General features: G+C 51.7%; 14 protein-coding genes and 1 tRNA gene. 2 read left to right on the forward strand and 13 right to left on the reverse strand.

All coding sequences use genetic code 11. The features are described from left to right. Positions 1-12 precede the first annotated feature (12 nt). The 6 genes from HALO_RS19455 to HALO_RS19480 all read right to left on the reverse strand — a co-directional run bounded on the left by HALO_RS19455 (position 13) and on the right by HALO_RS19480 (position 5,309). Positions 13-1,287, reverse strand: a complete 1,275-nt coding sequence (locus HALO_RS19455) for a TRAP transporter large permease (RefSeq protein WP_035576693.1) — start codon at positions 1,285-1,287, stop codon at positions 13-15. Then, positions 1,284-1,829 carry a TRAP transporter small permease gene (locus HALO_RS19460; RefSeq protein WP_035576692.1) on the reverse strand — a complete coding sequence of 182 codons (546 nt, stop codon included), beginning with the start codon at positions 1,827-1,829 and terminating at the stop codon, positions 1,284-1,286. The genes HALO_RS19455 and HALO_RS19460 overlap by 4 nt, the downstream gene beginning before the upstream one ends. A gap of 99 nt (positions 1,830-1,928) precedes the next feature. After that, positions 1,929-3,002 (reverse strand): TRAP transporter substrate-binding protein DctP, encoded by a 1,074-nt coding sequence (dctP, locus tag HALO_RS19465; protein ID WP_035576691.1) that lies wholly within the window; start codon positions 3,000-3,002, stop codon positions 1,929-1,931. A 90-nt stretch (positions 3,003-3,092) separates the two neighbouring features. Then, positions 3,093-4,034 carry an ornithine cyclodeaminase family protein gene (locus tag HALO_RS19470; RefSeq protein ID WP_035576690.1) on the reverse strand — a complete coding sequence of 314 codons (942 nt, stop codon included), beginning with the start codon at positions 4,032-4,034 and terminating at the stop codon, positions 3,093-3,095. A gap of 1 nt (position 4,035) precedes the next feature. Beyond that, a complete protein-coding gene (locus tag HALO_RS19475; protein WP_035576689.1) occupies positions 4,036-4,392 on the reverse strand; it encodes a RidA family protein in 357 nt (118 codons plus the stop codon). Between the two features lie 149 nt (positions 4,393-4,541). Continuing rightward, a complete protein-coding gene (locus tag HALO_RS19480; RefSeq protein ID WP_050713895.1) occupies positions 4,542-5,309 on the reverse strand; it encodes a helix-turn-helix transcriptional regulator in 768 nt (255 codons plus the stop codon). 187 nt (positions 5,310-5,496) lie between these two features. Between HALO_RS19480 and HALO_RS19485 the strand changes: the two genes are divergently transcribed. Together HALO_RS19485 and HALO_RS19490 are read left to right on the forward strand one after the other, a co-directional pair. Next, positions 5,497-6,867, forward strand: a complete 1,371-nt coding sequence (locus HALO_RS19485; protein ID WP_092490874.1) for a glycosyltransferase — start codon at positions 5,497-5,499, stop codon at positions 6,865-6,867. A gap of 399 nt (positions 6,868-7,266) precedes the next feature. Further along, positions 7,267-9,189 (forward strand): acyltransferase family protein, encoded by a 1,923-nt coding sequence (locus HALO_RS19490; protein ID WP_081899013.1) that lies wholly within the window; start codon positions 7,267-7,269, stop codon positions 9,187-9,189. 757 nt (positions 9,190-9,946) lie between these two features. On the opposite strand, the gene HALO_RS19495 is transcribed toward HALO_RS19490, so the two are convergent. From HALO_RS19495 to HALO_RS19525, 7 genes are all read right to left on the reverse strand, one after another. Next, the gene (locus tag HALO_RS19495; RefSeq protein WP_035576687.1) at positions 9,947-11,068 is read right to left on the reverse strand and encodes a hypothetical protein; all 1,122 of its coding nucleotides are present in this window, start codon (positions 11,066-11,068) and stop codon (positions 9,947-9,949) included. 279 nt (positions 11,069-11,347) lie between these two features. Further along, complete coding sequence (locus tag HALO_RS19500; protein ID WP_035576686.1) at positions 11,348-11,653, reverse strand: addiction module antidote protein; 306 nt, start codon at positions 11,651-11,653, stop codon at positions 11,348-11,350. A gap of 227 nt (positions 11,654-11,880) precedes the next feature. Beyond that, positions 11,881-11,967: transfer RNA gene (locus HALO_RS19505), tRNA-Leu, on the reverse strand. A 75-nt stretch (positions 11,968-12,042) separates the two neighbouring features. Beyond that, a complete protein-coding gene (locus HALO_RS19510; protein WP_050713896.1) occupies positions 12,043-13,212 on the reverse strand; it encodes a M20 aminoacylase family protein in 1,170 nt (389 codons plus the stop codon). A 26-nt stretch (positions 13,213-13,238) separates the two neighbouring features. Continuing rightward, positions 13,239-14,906 (reverse strand): ABC transporter ATP-binding protein, encoded by a 1,668-nt coding sequence (locus HALO_RS19515; RefSeq protein WP_231896762.1) that lies wholly within the window; start codon positions 14,904-14,906, stop codon positions 13,239-13,241. After that, the gene (locus tag HALO_RS19520; RefSeq protein WP_081899012.1) at positions 14,903-15,796 is read right to left on the reverse strand and encodes an ABC transporter permease; all 894 of its coding nucleotides are present in this window, start codon (positions 15,794-15,796) and stop codon (positions 14,903-14,905) included. The genes HALO_RS19515 and HALO_RS19520 overlap by 4 nt, the downstream gene beginning before the upstream one ends. Next, positions 15,796-16,737, reverse strand: a complete 942-nt coding sequence (locus HALO_RS19525; RefSeq protein WP_050713897.1) for an ABC transporter permease — start codon at positions 16,735-16,737, stop codon at positions 15,796-15,798. Before HALO_RS19525 ends, HALO_RS19520 begins: the two co-directional genes overlap by 1 nt. Positions 16,738-16,819: the final 82 nt, after the last annotated feature.

Here is a 16,819-nt window from a genome sequence, read left to right on the forward strand (position 1 = left end):
CTTGGCAGCCCGCTAGAGTAAAGAAGGAATCCAGGTAGAAAGCGCTGGAAAGGCAGCCAGCAGCACAATCACCACCAAAAACGACACATAAAACGGCAGCGAGGCAATAATCGCCCGTTCATAGGGCACCTCGGCTATTCGTGCGGCGGTCATTAAGGTCATCCCTACCGGCGGGGTTACATTGGAAATATTCAGTACCACGATCATCAAGATGGCGAAGTGCAGCGGGTCAAAGCCCAGCTGGATCATCGCTGGTACCAACACCGGCGCAATGACCACCAGCGCCGGCAGCACATCCATCACCGTGCCAATCACCAAGAGTAGCAGACACACCAGCATCAGCTGCACAAAGGCTGCATCGCTAAAGGTGGTGATCATGATGGCCGCATCTCTGGCTATGCCCGAGCGGGTGACGAACCAGCCCAATACCGCCGATGTTGCGAGTAGAAAAAACACCACGCCGGAAAAACGTACCGTGGTCACCAGCGCATCCCAGATTTTGCGCCAGGTAAGATTACGGTAGAACACCACGCCAATCACGATGGCGTAAACCGCCGCAAAGCCCGAGGCTTCGGTTATCGTGGTTAAACCAGAGAGTATCCCGCCAAGAATAATCAAAGGCACTACCATGGCGGGCAGCGCGACTAGAAAGGCGAGCATTGCCGCTTTAAAGGGCGTCGGCGCTTCCTTGGGGTAATTGCGCTTCCAGGCCAGAAAGAAGCTCACGCCCAGCAATGCCAGCGCCATTAACAAGCCGGGAATAATACCGCCTGCGAAAAGGTCAATCACCGAGATATCCCGCAGCAGAGTAGCGTAGACCACCATCACCACGCTGGGGGGAATAATCGGCCCGATGATGGATGAGCAGGCGGTGACCGCGGCGGCGTACTCGGCATCGTAGCCCTGCCTTTTCATCTCAGGAATCATTATTTTGCCGATAGCCACCGTATCGGTGACCGCCGCGCCGGTCAGCCCGGCAAAAAACACTGAAACCGAAATATTCACATGGGAGAGCGAACCGCGCACCCGGCCAAACAACGCATTGTTAAACGCAATCAGCTTATGGGTTAGCCCGCCCTGGTTCATCAATTCTGCGGTAAAAATAAAGTAAGGCACGGCAATCAGCAGAAACCCCGAAACGCCGGAGAACATGCGGTCGGCGATAATGCCCAGCATGCGCTCGCCACCTAGGGCGAAACCACCTGCCAGCCCCGACATCGCCATCACCACCGCCACCGGCGCGCCGATAAACAGCAGCAGTACGAATACTACAATGGCAGGCGTCATGAGCGGTGCTCCCCATCGGCGGTATCTATGAGTTCATCAATCAAATCGTGCTCATCCAGAAAATGCTCCAGCAGGGCAAAACCGTGCACCAAGTGCAGCAGCATGATGACGCCACTAATAGGCACGACAATGGCGGTAACCTTGCTGGGAATGCGGATCTGGTCGGAGACCATGTAGACCTGGGTGGCACTGGTGAAGTAATCCCAGCCGTACCACGTCAGCATCAGTGCAAACAGGCCAATCACCGCCAGGCAGAGCCCGGCAGCCACTTGCACCATCACTCTGGGCAAGCTGCGCACCAGCAGGGTCATGGCGACATGTTCGCCGTAGCGCAGCGAAATCGTCATGGAGAGAAAACCGATCCAGGGCAGAAACAGCCGCGCCAGCGAGTAGGTCCAGCTAAGCGTGCTGCCAGTGAGCAACTTATAGATAAACGCAGTGAACGATATGCCCAGCATCGCCAGGATACAGCCCACACACACCACGATGGCCACCTGATTGACGAGATCGCTCAAGCGGCGCAAAGGAGTTAAAACGCCCATTGTTTTTCCTCACGCTGGGGCCTCACATCGCCCCAGCGTTTATCGTTCGCTAACCGTTATTGACTCTATTTTTTTGATCCAGCTTTATTAGCCCTGCATTTATTGGCCATAGATGCGGAAATCATCGTCAGCCAGTTGCTGGCCGACGCGTTCAACTTCATCCAGCAGCCCCTGTACGCGGGCTTCGTCCATGCCGAAGTCATCGACGATCCACTCTTGCCAAGCGGGACGGGCAATTTCCGCCATCCGCTCGCGCTCGGCGTCGGGCATCAGGTAGCACTCTTCAAAGCGCTCACAGGACTCCACCCAGCTCGCAGTGGCCAAGGCACCCGACATGCCGTGGCTCAGTTGAATCGCTTCCCGGGCGGAGCTGATGACCGCCTGCTGATGCTCTTCCGGCAGGGACTGGTACCAGGACTCGCTGACCATCCAGGGGGCGCTGTTATACACATGCCCGGTGAGCGTGGTGTAGTCAGTCACCGCATCGAAGTTGAAGGTGGTGTTGAGCACCGGCGCATTGAACTGACCATCGGCAAGGCCGGTTTCCAGCGCGGTGATCAGCTCGCCCCAGGGCAGCGGCGTGGCGGAAGCGCCTAGCGAGCGCATGATTGCCACGTGGGCGGGGTTCTCTTCAGTACGAATATTGAGCCCTTCTAAATCCTCGACGGTCTCAATCAAGCGCACGTTGTTAGTGAAGGCGACGAAGCCACCGCCATCGTCGAAGGTACCCAGGTAACGCATGTCGGCAGCTTCGACGGTGCCGGACATAAAGTCAGCAAACCATTCACTATCAAAGAAGCTCCACGCCTGTCGCCAGTTGGTAAACAGGAACGGCGCCGTGACTACTTGGTAGTCTTCATAGAAGGAGGACATCGCCCCGGCCGACATAATCGTCGACTGCAGCGTCCGCCCGCCCTGCACTTCCGAGCCGTTTTCCACCTCGGAACCTAACTGACCGCCGCCGAAAATCGTGACCTCAAGATCCCCGTCGGTGCGCGCTTCTACCAGATTCTTGAAGTGCACCAGCGCCGGATAGATTTCGTTATTGCTCATATCTTCCGGAATCTGCGTGGCGATCACCATCTCATAGGATTGTGCTTGGGCATTGGCGCTGGCAATAGCCAGTGGGAGTGCAGCCAGGGCGGCGATAAATACAGTTTTTTTAGCGTTCATAACACACCTCGTTTTGATTATTGGTCGGTCTTCGTTATGAGTGACGTGGCTACCCATCGGGTAGCGATGGTGTTGTTGTTATGGCAATCGTTATGACTGTTCGGGCAGCGACTCCCATACTTCTATCGCCGCCGCTAAGTCTTCAAGTGAAGCGCCTACCGATTTGAATAACGTGATGGCGTCCGGTGCGGAGCGCCCCGATTTAGTCCTGGATAGCACCTCAGCAAGCTCCGCCTGGATCTGCTCAAACTGGAACTCGCCTTCATCAATGGCTTGCAGGATGTCCCCCGCCTCGCCTTTCGCTCCGGCGTAGGTGTCCACAAACACCTCCGCGCGGCGCAGGCATAAGGCATCGGTTTCGCGCATTTGCGGGCGAAAAGCGCCGATCAAATCCAGGTGAGTGCCAGGGGTCAGCCACTCGCCTTTAATCAGCGGCTGGGTGGAGAGCGTGACGCAGCTGATGATGTCCGCTTCTGCCACTGCATCCGCTAATTCCTCCACCACATGGGTTTCGAAGCGTTCGGCGTACTCGTCGGCAATCGCCGTCGCTTTACTGGGATTGCGGCCCCAGATCAGCACGCGTTTGATGGGGCGTATGCTGGCGTGGGCTTCAATCACCATAGGCGCCAGCTTGCCCGTGCCCACCACCAGCAGCGTTTCTGCATTCTCATTCGCCAAGGCTTGGGCAGCCAGCGCAGAAGCAGCCGCCGTGCGGCGCCGGGTAAGCTCACTGCCATCGATACACGCCAGCGGCTGGCCGTGTTTGCCCTCGCTGAGCAAGTAAAGCCCCGAGATCGCCGGGATACCGTGGTCGGCGTTTTGCGGAAACACGTTGACCATTTTCACGCCGATGTAACCCGCCGCTTCCCAAGCGGGCATTAGCAGCATGGTGGCTTCTCCATCCGGCCGGTGCATCGCATGGTGATGGCGAGGAGGAGACTCCACGCCGTTCACAAACGTGGTGTGTAGCCGCTTGATTAAGCCGTCCCACTTCAGGTGGCGAGCGACCTCTTGGGCAGAAACAACCCGCATATCAGGCCTCCGGCAGCGCGGCTACCACCATGATTTCCACTTTCCACTCGGGTTTAGCGAGCTGGGCTTCAAGCGCTGCACGCACGGGCGGGCGACCAGGCACCACCCAGGCATCCCAAGCGGCGTTCATTTGGTCAAACTCCGCCATACTGGTGACCCAGATTTGTGCTGACAGCAGGTACTCTTTGGTCGTGCCCGCTTGGGCTAACAGTTGATCAATGCGCGCCAGCACCTGCTCGGTTTGACCACGCATATCTGCCGTAGCATCTGCGGGCACTTGGCCTGCGAGGTAAACGGTGCCGTTGTGAACCGCCACTTGGCTCATTCGCGCATTGCTGTCTTGATAGGTAACGCCCATGGTGTTTCTCCTTGAAAAAAGCGCTGCTGATATAAGGCTTCTTCAAAGACTAAAGCGCACGGCAACAAATTACTTGCCCGACACTGAGGTAGATTTGCCCGTAAGTCATGCAGGCGGCTTTCAGAGAGAACCTAACGGAAGGGTGGGCACTAACGGTCTGTGGAAGGGGAAATTTCAAAGTAACGCCGATAGGCGCGGGAAAAACTGCCTTGATCGCGAAAGCCCACCAGCATGGCGATATGCCCTAGGCTAAGGGTGCTATGGCGGACTAACGTACGCGCGTGTTCCAAGCGCCTGCGCTGGACATAGGCCAACGGCGTCACGCCGGTTAGTTCGCGAAAGCAGCTGTGAAAATGCCCTGGACTCAAGGCACACAGCGCGGCGAGCTGCTCCACACGGATCTCGTCGGCCAGGTGTTGATCCAGCCAAGCGTCCAAACGGGCTAGGTCGAGGCGTTCACTAATACAGTGCTGCCCCAGCTGCCCAGCGGCGGTTGGCGTCGCATCCTGCAAATACATATAAAGAGCGCGCAGTAGCAGAATGGCAATTTCATTCTGTAGTGCCGGGCACTGCTCGAGCTGATTGGCCAGGGCGTGGGTGAGCTGGTTTAACGCCGGAGGCACGCTAAAAAAGCGCGGCTTATCGAACAGGCGCTCAATCTCGCTGCCTTTTTCAAGCGTGGCTAAGTGCGCAACCGGGATATCCAGCACCAGGGTACGGTTGCTGCCATCACCCTGAAACTCGTGATGACGCGACGAGGGAATCAGACAGCCACGGCGGGCGGTCACCCTTTCCCCTTKCCCTTCCATGGAAAGCTCTGTAACGCCACAGGTAGCCAAAATCAGCTGGTGAAAATCGTGGGTATGGGCCACCTGCTCTTGGGCTAAGTTGCGGCTATGCAGCTCAAAAAGGGCCATGGTGAAATACCATCTTTCGTCGAATGCGAGTTATTCACTATAAAACGGCTAAGCAACAAAAAGCGAGGGAGTAGCCAACTGTGGGTTAACGCTCTCCAGAGTGGCGCAAAGCGGATGAAAAGCTGTCATCTGCCAGTCATGGGCTCAGGTTAGGGTGGGAATAAGCTGCCATAAGAGTTTAAACAACATGCCACAGCGTCGACGCCCCCCTCTCAGCGCCTCTCTCAGTGACCAGGAAGTCGCGGCTCTCACCCAGTTAGCCAATGGCAATGCGCTGCACCGGCAACGTGAAGCTGACCGTCAGGCGCGGCAGGCATCTGCGTTGACGCTGCTTCACGCAACGGCGTCAACGGCTGAGACTCAACCGGGAAGCATGAAAATACTGATGATTTCGGATGTTTACTTCCCCCGCGTCAACGGCGTGTCTACCTCTATCGCCAGCTTTCGCGGCGCCCTTGAACGCCTGGGTCACTCGGTCACGCTGATCTGCCCCGACTACCCGTTGGGCCAAGTGGACGAACCAGGCGTGATGCGTATCCGTTCGCGCCGGATACCCGGCGACCCAGAAGATCGCATGATGCGCTACCGGGATCTGCTCGCCCTGACACCACAGCTTGCAGATGTGGCTTTTGACCTTATTCATGTCCACACCCCCTTTACTGCTCACTATGCCGGTGTTGCTCTGGGTCGTCGGCTCAACATTCCAGTGATAGCCACTTATCACACGCTCTTTGAAGAATATATTCATCACTATATCCGCTGGCTTCCGCGAGGCTGGCTGCGACTTGCCGCGCGCAGGCTTTCAGTGCACCAGTGCCAGCAGCTCGATGCCTTGGTCGCTCCTTCACGGGCAATGCAGGACGCACTTTCCCGCTACGGTGTGACCACGCCTACCACGGTAATTGCTACCGGCCTGGCGCTGGAGTCGTTCTGCCACTCACAGGGTGGCCAGGATGACAGCGACTTTCGCACCCACTACAACCTGCCACAAGAAGCACAATTGCTGCTCTATGTAGGCCGCGCCGCTTTTGAGAAGAACATCGATTTTCTGATTGATATGCTGCCCAAGGTATTAGCAGAACACCCCACCACCCGGCTAATCATTACCGGCGAAGGCCCGGCCCACGATTCGCTGGTGCAGCGTGCCCGGGAAATTGGCGKGGCAGAATCGGTGCTGTTCCTTGGCTATCTCAACCGCAGCGGCCCGCTGCAAGCGGCCTACCGCGCCGCCGACGTTTTTGTATTTGCATCACGTACGGAAACCCAAGGGCTAGTCCTGCTGGAGGCGATGGCACTGGGCACTCCGGTGGTTTCCACCGCCATGATGGGCACGCTGGATGTACTAAAAGAAGGTGAAGGCTGTCTAATCGCCGAGGATAACCATGACGACTTCGCCACCAAGGTAAATCGCCTGCTAAACGATGAACCCCTGCGCCAACAGCTCGCCGGACGCGCCCAAACCTACGCCGCTAGTTGGCACGAAGACGCCAAAAGTACCGAGCTAGTGGGGCTCTATCAACAGCTTGCGGCTGAGCATTTGGAGAAGACAGTGAAGTAAGTCTCAAAATCTCCGTTGACAATTTCTTTAATAATTCAGGTATTTAGGTAAAAACACACAAAACAATCTCTTTAGTTAACCAGTGCCTGTAAGTAACATTGATATTAGTAAAGTTCGTCATGATATCAGCTCATTTTTTTGACGCTGAGATCACCTCTGTACAGTTTATTTTCCACAAACTCACTCCTTGATAAACTATTGTCTAATTTTCCGTTTAGAATTGCTTCTATAGCTGTACATAAAGGCAGTCAGACAAGTCAAAACCATATATCAATCTAAGTCTTCCTTCCTATTTATTTTTTGAGCATAGCATTGTACTTTAAAATAAAACTTGCCTGAAAATTAAAAACACCTTACCACTTATCTTTCATTTTGATTATTTAAAATGAGGCTTAGGCAATGGAATACCGTAAAGAGATTGATGGATTGAGAGCGGTCGCTGTGCTACCTGTAATCTTTTTCCATGCTGGCTTTTCACTGTTTTCCGGCGGTTACATAGGCGTTGATGTTTTCTTTGTAATCAGCGGCTATCTGATTACATTAATATTAATAAAAGACTTAGATAATAATTGCTTCTCAATATCTAAATTTTACGAGCGAAGGGCTAGAAGAATTCTCCCAGCTCTTTTCTTTGTTATGTTATGTTGCATCCCCTTTGCCTATGCATGGATGATACCGCAACAATTCAAAGACTTTTCACAGGCATTTGTAGCCGTAAGCTTCTTTTCATCTAATATTTTGTTTTGGGCTAAAGAGGATTACTTTGCTCCTTCTGCTGAGCTAAATCCTTTATTACACACTTGGAGTTTGGCAGTTGAAGAGCAATTCTACATTTTCTTTCCCATTCTTCTCTTTGCATTATGGCGATTTGGTAAACATCCAGTATGTTTTGTAATTTTTGGATTATCATGTATTAGTCTACTGTTATCGGAATGGGGCTGGAGAAACTCGCCATCGGCTAATTTTTATTTATTACCTACTCGAGCTTGGGAGCTTGGAATTGGCGCCATGTGTGCATTTTATATGCATAAACACACAATAAAGGCGAGTCAAACATTTTCCGCACTCGGTCTTGTACTTATCTTTTATTCAGTTTTTATGTTTGATGAAGACATTCCTTTCCCTTCAGCTTACACATTGGTTCCGGTTTTAGGAACAGCGATGATTATATTGTTTTGTTCTACCGGCACTCTTGTTTATAAGTTGCTTTCGTTGAAATACGTTGTTGGGATTGGCTTGGTGAGCTATAGCGCTTATCTTTGGCATCAACCTTTGATGGCTTTCGCTAGGATAAAAATATTTCCGCACCCTCATTGGACGACTATGCTAGCACTGTGCTTTATAGCATTATTGCTAGCTTATTTCTCCTGGCGCTATGTAGAGCGGCCATTCAGAGCAAAAGATGGCTCTTGGATTAACAGCAGAGTAAAAGTATTTTCTACGGCTATTGCCGTATCCTTGGCTGTTTTTTCTTTTGGATTATATGGACATTTAAGTAATGGCATGCCCGATAGAATTCGCTTAAGTGAAGAGCAAAGCTCATATCTTTCAACAGCAACAGCGAGCCCGATGAGAAACATGTGCCACGCTAGCTCAGATCATATAATAGAACCCGAAGATGCTTGCCGGTATAACAATGAAAGTGCAGCCATAGCCGTTTTTGGTGACAGCCATGTGGTTGAACTTGCTTACGCTTTAGGTGAGCAGGTAAAAGGAACTGAAATTGGCGTTGCGCATTTCTCGTTCAGTGGTTGTGCTGCATCGTATGGACAAGCAGACAGTTCGACTTGTTCAGAATGGGCAAACAATACTGTCAACTATATTATAGAGAGTGATGAGTTCACTCATGTGATCGTATCTTATCGTATGGCGTCAAAAATTTGGGGAACCCCACGGGGGGTCTATCCTAATTTACCTCGAATTAGAAGTGAGAATAAATACAAACCTATTATTGACAGCTTAAGGAGCACGCTTTTAGATATTGCAGCTAGTGGAAAACAGGTAATCTATGTCGATCAAGCACCGGAGTTACCATGGAGTATTCAAGAGCTTGTGTACTCAGACAGAATAGTAAATGGAAATATTCACGGTCTTTCGAGAGGTTGGTGGGATTCATTTAATACCTTTTTTGAAAATACATATGCTGTCCCGGAATTCATTGATCGTGTCCATGTTGACGAAATCCACTGTGACGATGAAGTTTGTTATGCAGGAAGAGAGGGCACTTCTTTTTACTTTGACGAAGACCATATGTCTGTTGAAGGGGCAAAAAGAGTAGCTGACCTTATTATAATGGAGACGGATCTCCTTGCTGGAAGATAACAAAATGAACGGATTGGCACCTTAAGGAGTTCACCTACCTTACCCATAAAAGTATTGTCGTTTTGTTCAATGTGCTGCGCATTGGCTGTGTCACGTTCACCGGTATGACCTAAATAAACCATCGCTGTGACCATGCGTTATCCGCACCTGTCTTCCAACCATTTAGCCGATGCAATTAGGTTCGCCCCAAAAATAGAGGTGGACTAAAAGTGGACAGATTCGGATATTCAGGAGAGAAAAGCTCAAATCGCAGACACAAAAAAGGCACCTAAGTGACTGATTTTAAATGTGGTGCCGGTAGCCAGACTCGAACTGGCACACCCGTAAAGGCGGCGAATTTTGAAGCCTTGGGGCACCTGCTCACTATGGCATACTGAATAGATTTTAAAGGATTTTAACCACAAAAAATGCTCGTTTTGGCTCGTTAAAGCTAAGTAATGTTGTCGTAATGTGGACACTTAGCACCCACTATGCCGAAGCGACCAAAAATGCGAATTTTTCTGATTTGGGATACCCTGCCCTCATCATTCTTTGATAAGATCCCAACACCTACTTTAAGTTAGGCGTTAGGAACGATGAAAAAAACCGCGTTGCTTGCCCTCTTGGCACTGTCACCCCTCACAGCCAGCACAGATATCCACAAGTGCTTTGCAATTGGCAGTACATTTTATCATCAGTCCCATAAGCGTAAGTGGATTCAAAAATATTAACTTATGTTTTATACATTATACGTACGTAGCCAAAATAATTAATATATTTAGCTACCTGGCTTATTTCTTCCCGCCATCTTAGAAATTGGTTCTAACACTGCAGCTAAGCCATCGTATACATTTATATTTTCTATACTCACATGCTCAACTGGCCTGATAATAGCCATTTGTATGGCTTTATCTAGTTCAGGGTCAATTTCTTTTCCATCATTTACGATTTTCATTGCACTATAATAGTTAATTATTGATATTTTGTTATCTAACCCCCATATCATAGATTTCAATTTATTTTCTTCACTTTGCGTCAACCTGAAAAAGTATATAAACAATATTGTTAAAGCTGTAAAAGGAAATAGCAAACCGATATAATATCTCAACTCTATTAAAACTGATTCATCAAAGAGTATCAAGTAAACCAAGTAAACGCTCACAAGCGGACATGCTAAGGTTAAAATCTGTATTATCCACTTTAAAGCCTTAACATTGCCAAGCTTATTATTTAATTCTTCTTTAAAATTATCAAAACTCTCTGCAAGCTTTCCTAAATTTTCCTTATCATTTAGTATTGTTGATTTTCTTTCTATTTTATCGAGCTTTACTTCTAATTCATTAATTCTTGCAGCCTTATCTCCTATTGAGCTCTCTACTTCTTTATCTATTTCTGAATACATTTTATTTAAAAAATATTCTTTTACTTCTTTTAGTAAATATTGTGACTTCCACTCCTCAATTTTTCTAACTGCCAATATAGCTTCAGAACCTTCAGTTTTTTTTATAATATGAAAGTAGTATTCATTTTTTATTTTAGCGACGCTATCTGCATCTAACTCGGCCAGAGATAACTCCATGAAGCTTAAAATCTCATAAATACCAAACAATAAATTAGAACAAGACTGACTCCCTTTATCTTCGTCGGTTGTTTTAAATAAAGAAATTAGCATTTTACTTAACTCATCAACTTTATCATTAACTTTCTCATCAGGGGCATTCTCATTTGCTGCAAACTTATATTTATCAATCGCATCTAAAGCTTTAAGTATAAACTCAATACTAATTTCATCGCCTGAATCCCCATATATTTTGCGTTTAAACTCAGACTTTTGGTAAGCATTAAGCGAATTATATTTATCAGCGAACCGCTCTGCAATTTCCTTGCTATTATTTCTCACTGTATTTTTTCCTATTCTTTTTTTTAAATCTTCTTAACAACTTGCCTTCAATCCATATATACACAACAGATAATACAGTTAATAAAATAGCCAATTTTATTACATGGTGAAAAATCTCTCGCATTGCATCTTCTGGCCCCACAACCATTCCCCTTTATCCACAACGCCTTCCCCCCTGAACACCATCTATCCACAACCCTTTGTGCTAGTTGGTACCCGTCCCTGTTTGCTTCAACTCGCGGCGAGCCCTCTCTATCTCGGGCCTTCTAACTAATTTGCTCACGAAGCCTGCCGGGTTAAATCATGAAAGTGTACACCAGTGGCTTTTATTACCGCAGTCATTGTGCGCAAAGTAGGGTTACCTTTAGGCGATAACGCACGATACAGGCTTTCCCTTGATAGCTTGGCCCGTTCAGCGACGACTGCCATTCCACCCTGAGCCTCCACCACATGGCGAAGCGCCATAAGAAAAGCCGTTTCCCCGCCTTCATCATCCAACTCATCAAAAGCGGTGCGTAGATAATCGACAGCCATATCAGGATCTTCACGAAGCATGGTAATCACAGCATCATCATGGCTTTTCATTTCTTCACCCTCATGTTGTGAGAATGAGCTAGGTGATAGGCAGCCTGTCTCGCACAAACACAGCTGAACAAAAATAGTAGCCTAGAAGCTACAGCACTGCAGCTAAAACTAAGCATAGCTAGTCAACGCTATAAAGTACGCCCCAAAAATTGAGGTGGACAGATTCAGGAGGGGAAAACTCAAACCGCAGACACAAAAAAAGGCGCCTAAGCGCCTGATTTTAAAGTTGGTGCCGGTAGCCAGACTCGAACTGGCACACCCGTAAAGGCGGCGGATTTTGAATCCGCTGCGTCTACCAATTCCGCCATACCGGCAATGGAGGCGAATTATACAGACACTATCCCTCGCGTCAATAAAAGCATGTGGTTATCAGCTAGATCCGTAAAAATTCATGCACCGGGCGACAGCCTATTTTCAATCAGCCTTGAAAATAGGCTGGCCCCAATCGGCAGGATATCGTCGCCGAGCACGAAGGCTGGGTTATGCACTGGGATATTGCCACTGTGGCCCACCCAGCAGTAGGCGCCAGGTACTACCTTGAGCATATCCGCGAAATCCTCACTGCCCATCAATGGCTGATTATCAGTGCTTACATTAGCCTCGCCGACTATTTCCCGGGCGGCGTCGGCGAGCAGTTCCGTCTGCATGGGGGCGTTCTCCAGCACGCTGAAAACATCGCGAATGTCGATATCGATATCAACTTCATAGCTTGCCGCAATGCCAGCGACCAGCGTCCGCATACGCTCACGGGTTTGCTCGCGAACGCTGTCGGAAAAGGTTCTTACGGTGCCTGCCAGGGTGGCTGTCTGGGGMATAACGTTATAGGCCGAACCAGAATGTACCTGAGTGATCGAGAGCACCACCGGGTCGTGGGGATTGATATTCCGGCTCACAATACTCTGAAGTGCTTGAATCAGTGCGCCGCTAACGACCACAGGGTCGCGGGAATAATGTGGCATTGCCCCGTGGCTTCCGCGCCCGGTCACGGTGATATCAAAGAAATCGGCACCCGCCATCGCCGGACCTGCACAAAGCGCCACTTCGCCGGGGCCATGCAAAGGTGAGTTGTGAAGCCCATAGATTTCATCGCAAGGAAAGCGCTCAAAAAGTCCTTCGGCAATCATGCGACGAGCGCCGCCCAGCCCCTCTTCCGCAGGCTGAAAAATCAGCACAACGGTGCCAGCAAAGTTGCGGGTTTCGGCAAGATAGCGGGCGGTGCCGAGCAACATGGTGGTATGCCCGTCGTGGCCACATCCGTGGAAGCGTCCAGGTGTTTGTGAGCTAAACGAAAGACCACTCTCCTCCTCCATGGGTAACGCATCCATATCGGCGCGTAGTCCGATGCGCTTACCCTGGCCAAGGCGACCGTGGATCAAGCCGACCACCCCGGTGGTGGCGATCCCGGTGTGAATTTCATCGACGCCGTACTCTTTCAGCAGGCCCGCGACGATGGAAGAGGTTCGCTGCTCTTCAAAGCCAATTTCGGGGTGGGCGTGTAGATCATGGCGGATAGCGCGCAGCTCATCGCCATACTCTTCAATGCGGGCAATCGTGGTCATCATATTCTCCATATTCTATTCAAGCGTTATGAAAAGGCGTTGATGGGCTGCGCCACTGGCATTCCGGCAGCGAAGTCCCAACCTCGCCCTGGGGCCGCTTCCATCAGCTGTTTTGTATACTCAGCCTGGGGCTTGCCAAGCACCTGTGCCGCCGGGCCGTACTCGACCAGGCGGCCACGCTGCATCACCAGCACATCGTCACAAATCTGCGCGGCAACGCGTAAATCGTGGGTGATAAATAGCACAGCAATACCCAGACGAGCCTGTATCTCACTGAGTAACGCCAGCACCTGGGCTTGCACCGAAACATCCAGCGCGGAGACTGCCTCATCGGCGACGATTACCTCGGGCTCCATGGCCAATGCCCGGGCAATAGCGATACGTTGGCGCTGACCACCGGAAAACTGGTGAGGGTAGCGGTCAATGGCATCAACCGGGAGCCCCACCAGTTCGAGCAGTTCACGCCCGCGCGCCAGGGCCTCGCGGCGCGGCGTACCGTAGTTGGTCGGCCCTTCAATTAGGCTCTGCCCCACCGTCATACGCGGGTTTAGCGAGCGATTGGGATCCTGGAAGATCATCTGGATGCGTTTGCGGTGCGGCTTGAGCATCGATTTAGGCAGCTCAGTAATCTGCTTACCGCTGACCCTGATGTTGCCGCCTGTTGGGGTAATAAGTCGCATCACGCAGCGCGCCAGCGTCGACTTGCCGGAGCCCGATTCCCCGACAATACCTAACGTTTGCCCGCGTTTGAGCACAAAGCTGACATCATCCACAGCGCGGGTTGGCGTTACGGGTTTACGCAGCCAGCGCAACACGCCTTGGTTAGCGTTAAACACTTTTTCAAGCGACTGCACTTCCAGCACGGTTTTATTGCTGGTGGCCTCCCGCGGCGGGCGTGGCAACAAGCTAGGCACGGCGGCAAGCAGGCGTTGGGTGTAAGCCTCTTGAGGGTTACCCAGCACCTGGTCAACAGGGCCACTTTCCACCAGCTGGCCATGATGCATGACGCATACCCTATCAGCGATATCCACCACCACGCCCATATCGTGAGTGATAAACAGCACCGCGGTGCCATGCTCGCGCTGGAGCTGTTTAATCAGCGCCAAAATCTGATGCTGAGTTGTCACATCTAAGGCGGTGGTAGGTTCGTCAGCAATGAGCAATTGAGGTTTAAGTAGCAACGCCATGGCAATCATGATGCGCTGACGCTGGCCGCCCGAGAGCTGATGAGGGTAGCTGGTATAGATACGCTCAACGTCAGGAAGATGGACCTGTTCAAACACTTCGAGCACTCGGGCTCGGCGCTGCGGGGCTGTTTGTGAGGTGTGCTGGCACAGCACTTCGTCCAACTGGCGGCCTGCACTTAGCACCGGGTTAAGCGCGGTCATCGGCTCCTGAAAGATCATCGCCATATGCCGCCCGCGCAGGGCTCGTAACTGGGCCGGTGTGGCGGCGAGCACATCCTCCCCGGCAAGCCGAATCTGCCCACTGCGCGCGACCAGCGCTCCGGGGGGCAGCAGKCCCATTGTGGCAAGCGAGGTGACCGATTTACCCGAACCGCTCTCCCCCMCCAGGCACAGCGTCTCGCCAGCGCTAATGGTGAATGAGATAGCGTCCAGAATACGCGTAGGCTTATGCCCAGCGGTTTCGACAACCAGGTTTTCAACCTCAAGTATCGGGGTGTCCGCCATCATGACATCCTCCGTTTCATCTTCGGATCGAGTGCGTCGCGAGCACTATCGCCGAGCAGATTAATCGACAGGATGCAGGCAGAGAGCAGCAGCCCGGCCCAGAAGATAAGTGAAGGCTTAAGCTGAAAATAGACCCGACCTTCAGACATGATATTGCCCCATGAAGGTGTCTCAGTACCGATCCCCGCGCCCAGAAAGGAGAGGATGGCTTCAGTGAGAATGGCCGAAGCGCAGATATAGGTACCCTGCACTATTAATGGCGCTAAAGTACTCGGCATCAGGTGTCGCCACAGCAGCCGAGGGGTGGAGGTCCCCATTAATATCGCGGCCTCTACAAACGCCTCTTCGCGCGTCGCCAGTACTCGAGAGCGCACCAGGCGTACCACTTGGGGGATCTCGGGAACCATAATCGCGATCATCACCGTCCATAGGGAGGCGCTGGTGAGCGAGACAATGGCAATTGCCAGTAGGATGCCGGGGATCGCCATTAATCCATCCATGATTCGCATGAGTACGGCGTCAAGGGTACGGAAGTAACCCGCCAACAAGCCTAGCGGTAAGCCTATAGCCACACTTGTTACGGCCACCCCTAGCCCAACAGTTAGCGACACGCGGGCGCCATAGATAATCCGTGAGTAGAGATCGCGTCCATAGGGGTCGGTGCCGAGCCAAAACTCACTCCCCATGGGCTTCAGGCGGTTAGCGGGCGATAGCGCCAGCGGGTCATGATTCGCTAGCCAAGGTGCAAACAGGGCGACAGCGACGATCAAGATCAGCACAAGACCAGCGGCCAGGGTAACTCCCTGCGGGCGAGTCTGGCTTAGTCGCGACAGTAGGCGGCTAACGCCGCGCCCTTCGGGGGCGACGGTAAAGTGGGAGTGCGAGGCATGCATCAGTAGCGAATCCTCGGGTCGGTGATCGCGTAGGAGAGGTCGATCAGTAGATTGATAATCACGTAGAGTCCGGCAGTGAGCAGAATCAACGCCTGAATCACCGGGTAGTCGCGGGCCAGCACGGCGTCCACAATCAGCCGCCCTAAACCAGGGATATTGAAGACGCTCTCGGTGACCACAACGCCAGAAATCATCAGGGCAAAGCCAGTACCAATCACGGTTAGAATCGGTACCGCTGCATTACGCAACGCATGACGGAAGAGAACCGCACGCTCGGGAAGTCCTTTGGCGCGGGCGGTACGGATATAATCTTCGTCGAGCACCTCGAGCATACTGGCGCGAGTCATGCGCGCGATCAGCGCGATATAGATCGAAGATAGCGTTAGCGCTGGCAGCACGATGCGGCTGGCGAAAGGAGCAATTCCCTCACTGAGACTTCGAAAGCCCTGCACCGGCAACCAGCCCAGCTCAAGGGCGAACAACYGAATCAATAAATAGCCAATCACAAATACCGGTACCGAAAATCCCACCACTGAGGCCGACATCACTAGGTTGTCGAGAAACCGTCCATGGCACCACGCGGCGATCACCCCGAGCGGAATCGCGATAGTCACAGTGAACAGCATCGCTACCACCGCTAGACTTCCGGTTGGTTCAAGACGCTGCCCGATCATGGTTAGCACAGGGGTCTGTGAGATAAGCGATGTGCCGAAATTGCCGCGCGCCAGCTCGCCAAGCCAAACGAAGAACTGGATATGCAGCGGCTGATCGAGCCCTAATGCAGCGCGAATATTGGCTAGTTGAGCGGGACTCGCCATATCCCCAGCAATAATGGCTGCCGGATCCCCTGGCGATAGGCGCAGTAGTAGAAAGACAAACAGCGCTACCACGAGCATAACGGGGATCGACGCTAAAATACGGCGAATAAAGTAAGCGAACATGCGGTGCCTGCTATGAGTTGTGGATAGGCATGGTCGAATAACAAGGCCAGTGCGCAGGTTCACTCGCGAACGTAATGTCCCT

Source organism: Halomonas sp. R57-5 (genome assembly GCF_900070345.1).
In the GTDB taxonomy this organism is placed as follows: domain Bacteria; phylum Pseudomonadota; class Gammaproteobacteria; order Pseudomonadales; family Halomonadaceae; genus Vreelandella; species Vreelandella ventosae_B.

What these genes read in the sequence shown, in the direction of transcription:
- HALO_RS19490 (WP_081899013.1), top strand. Translation starts at nt 7,267, where the DNA reads ATGGAATACCGTAAAGAGATTGATGGATTGAGAGCGGTCGCTGTGCTA.
- HALO_RS19520 (WP_081899012.1), bottom strand. Translation starts at nt 15,796, where the DNA reads ATGCATGCCTCGCACTCCCACTTTACCGTCGCCCCCGAAGGGCGCGGC.
- HALO_RS19470 (WP_035576690.1), bottom strand. Translation starts at nt 4,034, where the DNA reads ATGCGGGTTGTTTCTGCCCAAGAGGTCGCTCGCCACCTGAAGTGGGAC.
- HALO_RS19475 (WP_035576689.1), bottom strand. Translation starts at nt 4,392, where the DNA reads ATGGGCGTTACCTATCAAGACAGCAATGCGCGAATGAGCCAAGTGGCG.
- HALO_RS19460 (WP_035576692.1), bottom strand. Translation starts at nt 1,829, where the DNA reads ATGGGCGTTTTAACTCCTTTGCGCCGCTTGAGCGATCTCGTCAATCAG.
- HALO_RS19500 (WP_035576686.1), bottom strand. Translation starts at nt 11,653, where the DNA reads ATGAAAAGCCATGATGATGCTGTGATTACCATGCTTCGTGAAGATCCT.
- dctP (WP_035576691.1), bottom strand. Translation starts at nt 3,002, where the DNA reads ATGAACGCTAAAAAAACTGTATTTATCGCCGCCCTGGCTGCACTCCCA.
- HALO_RS19455 (WP_035576693.1), bottom strand. Translation starts at nt 1,287, where the DNA reads ATGACGCCTGCCATTGTAGTATTCGTACTGCTGCTGTTTATCGGCGCG.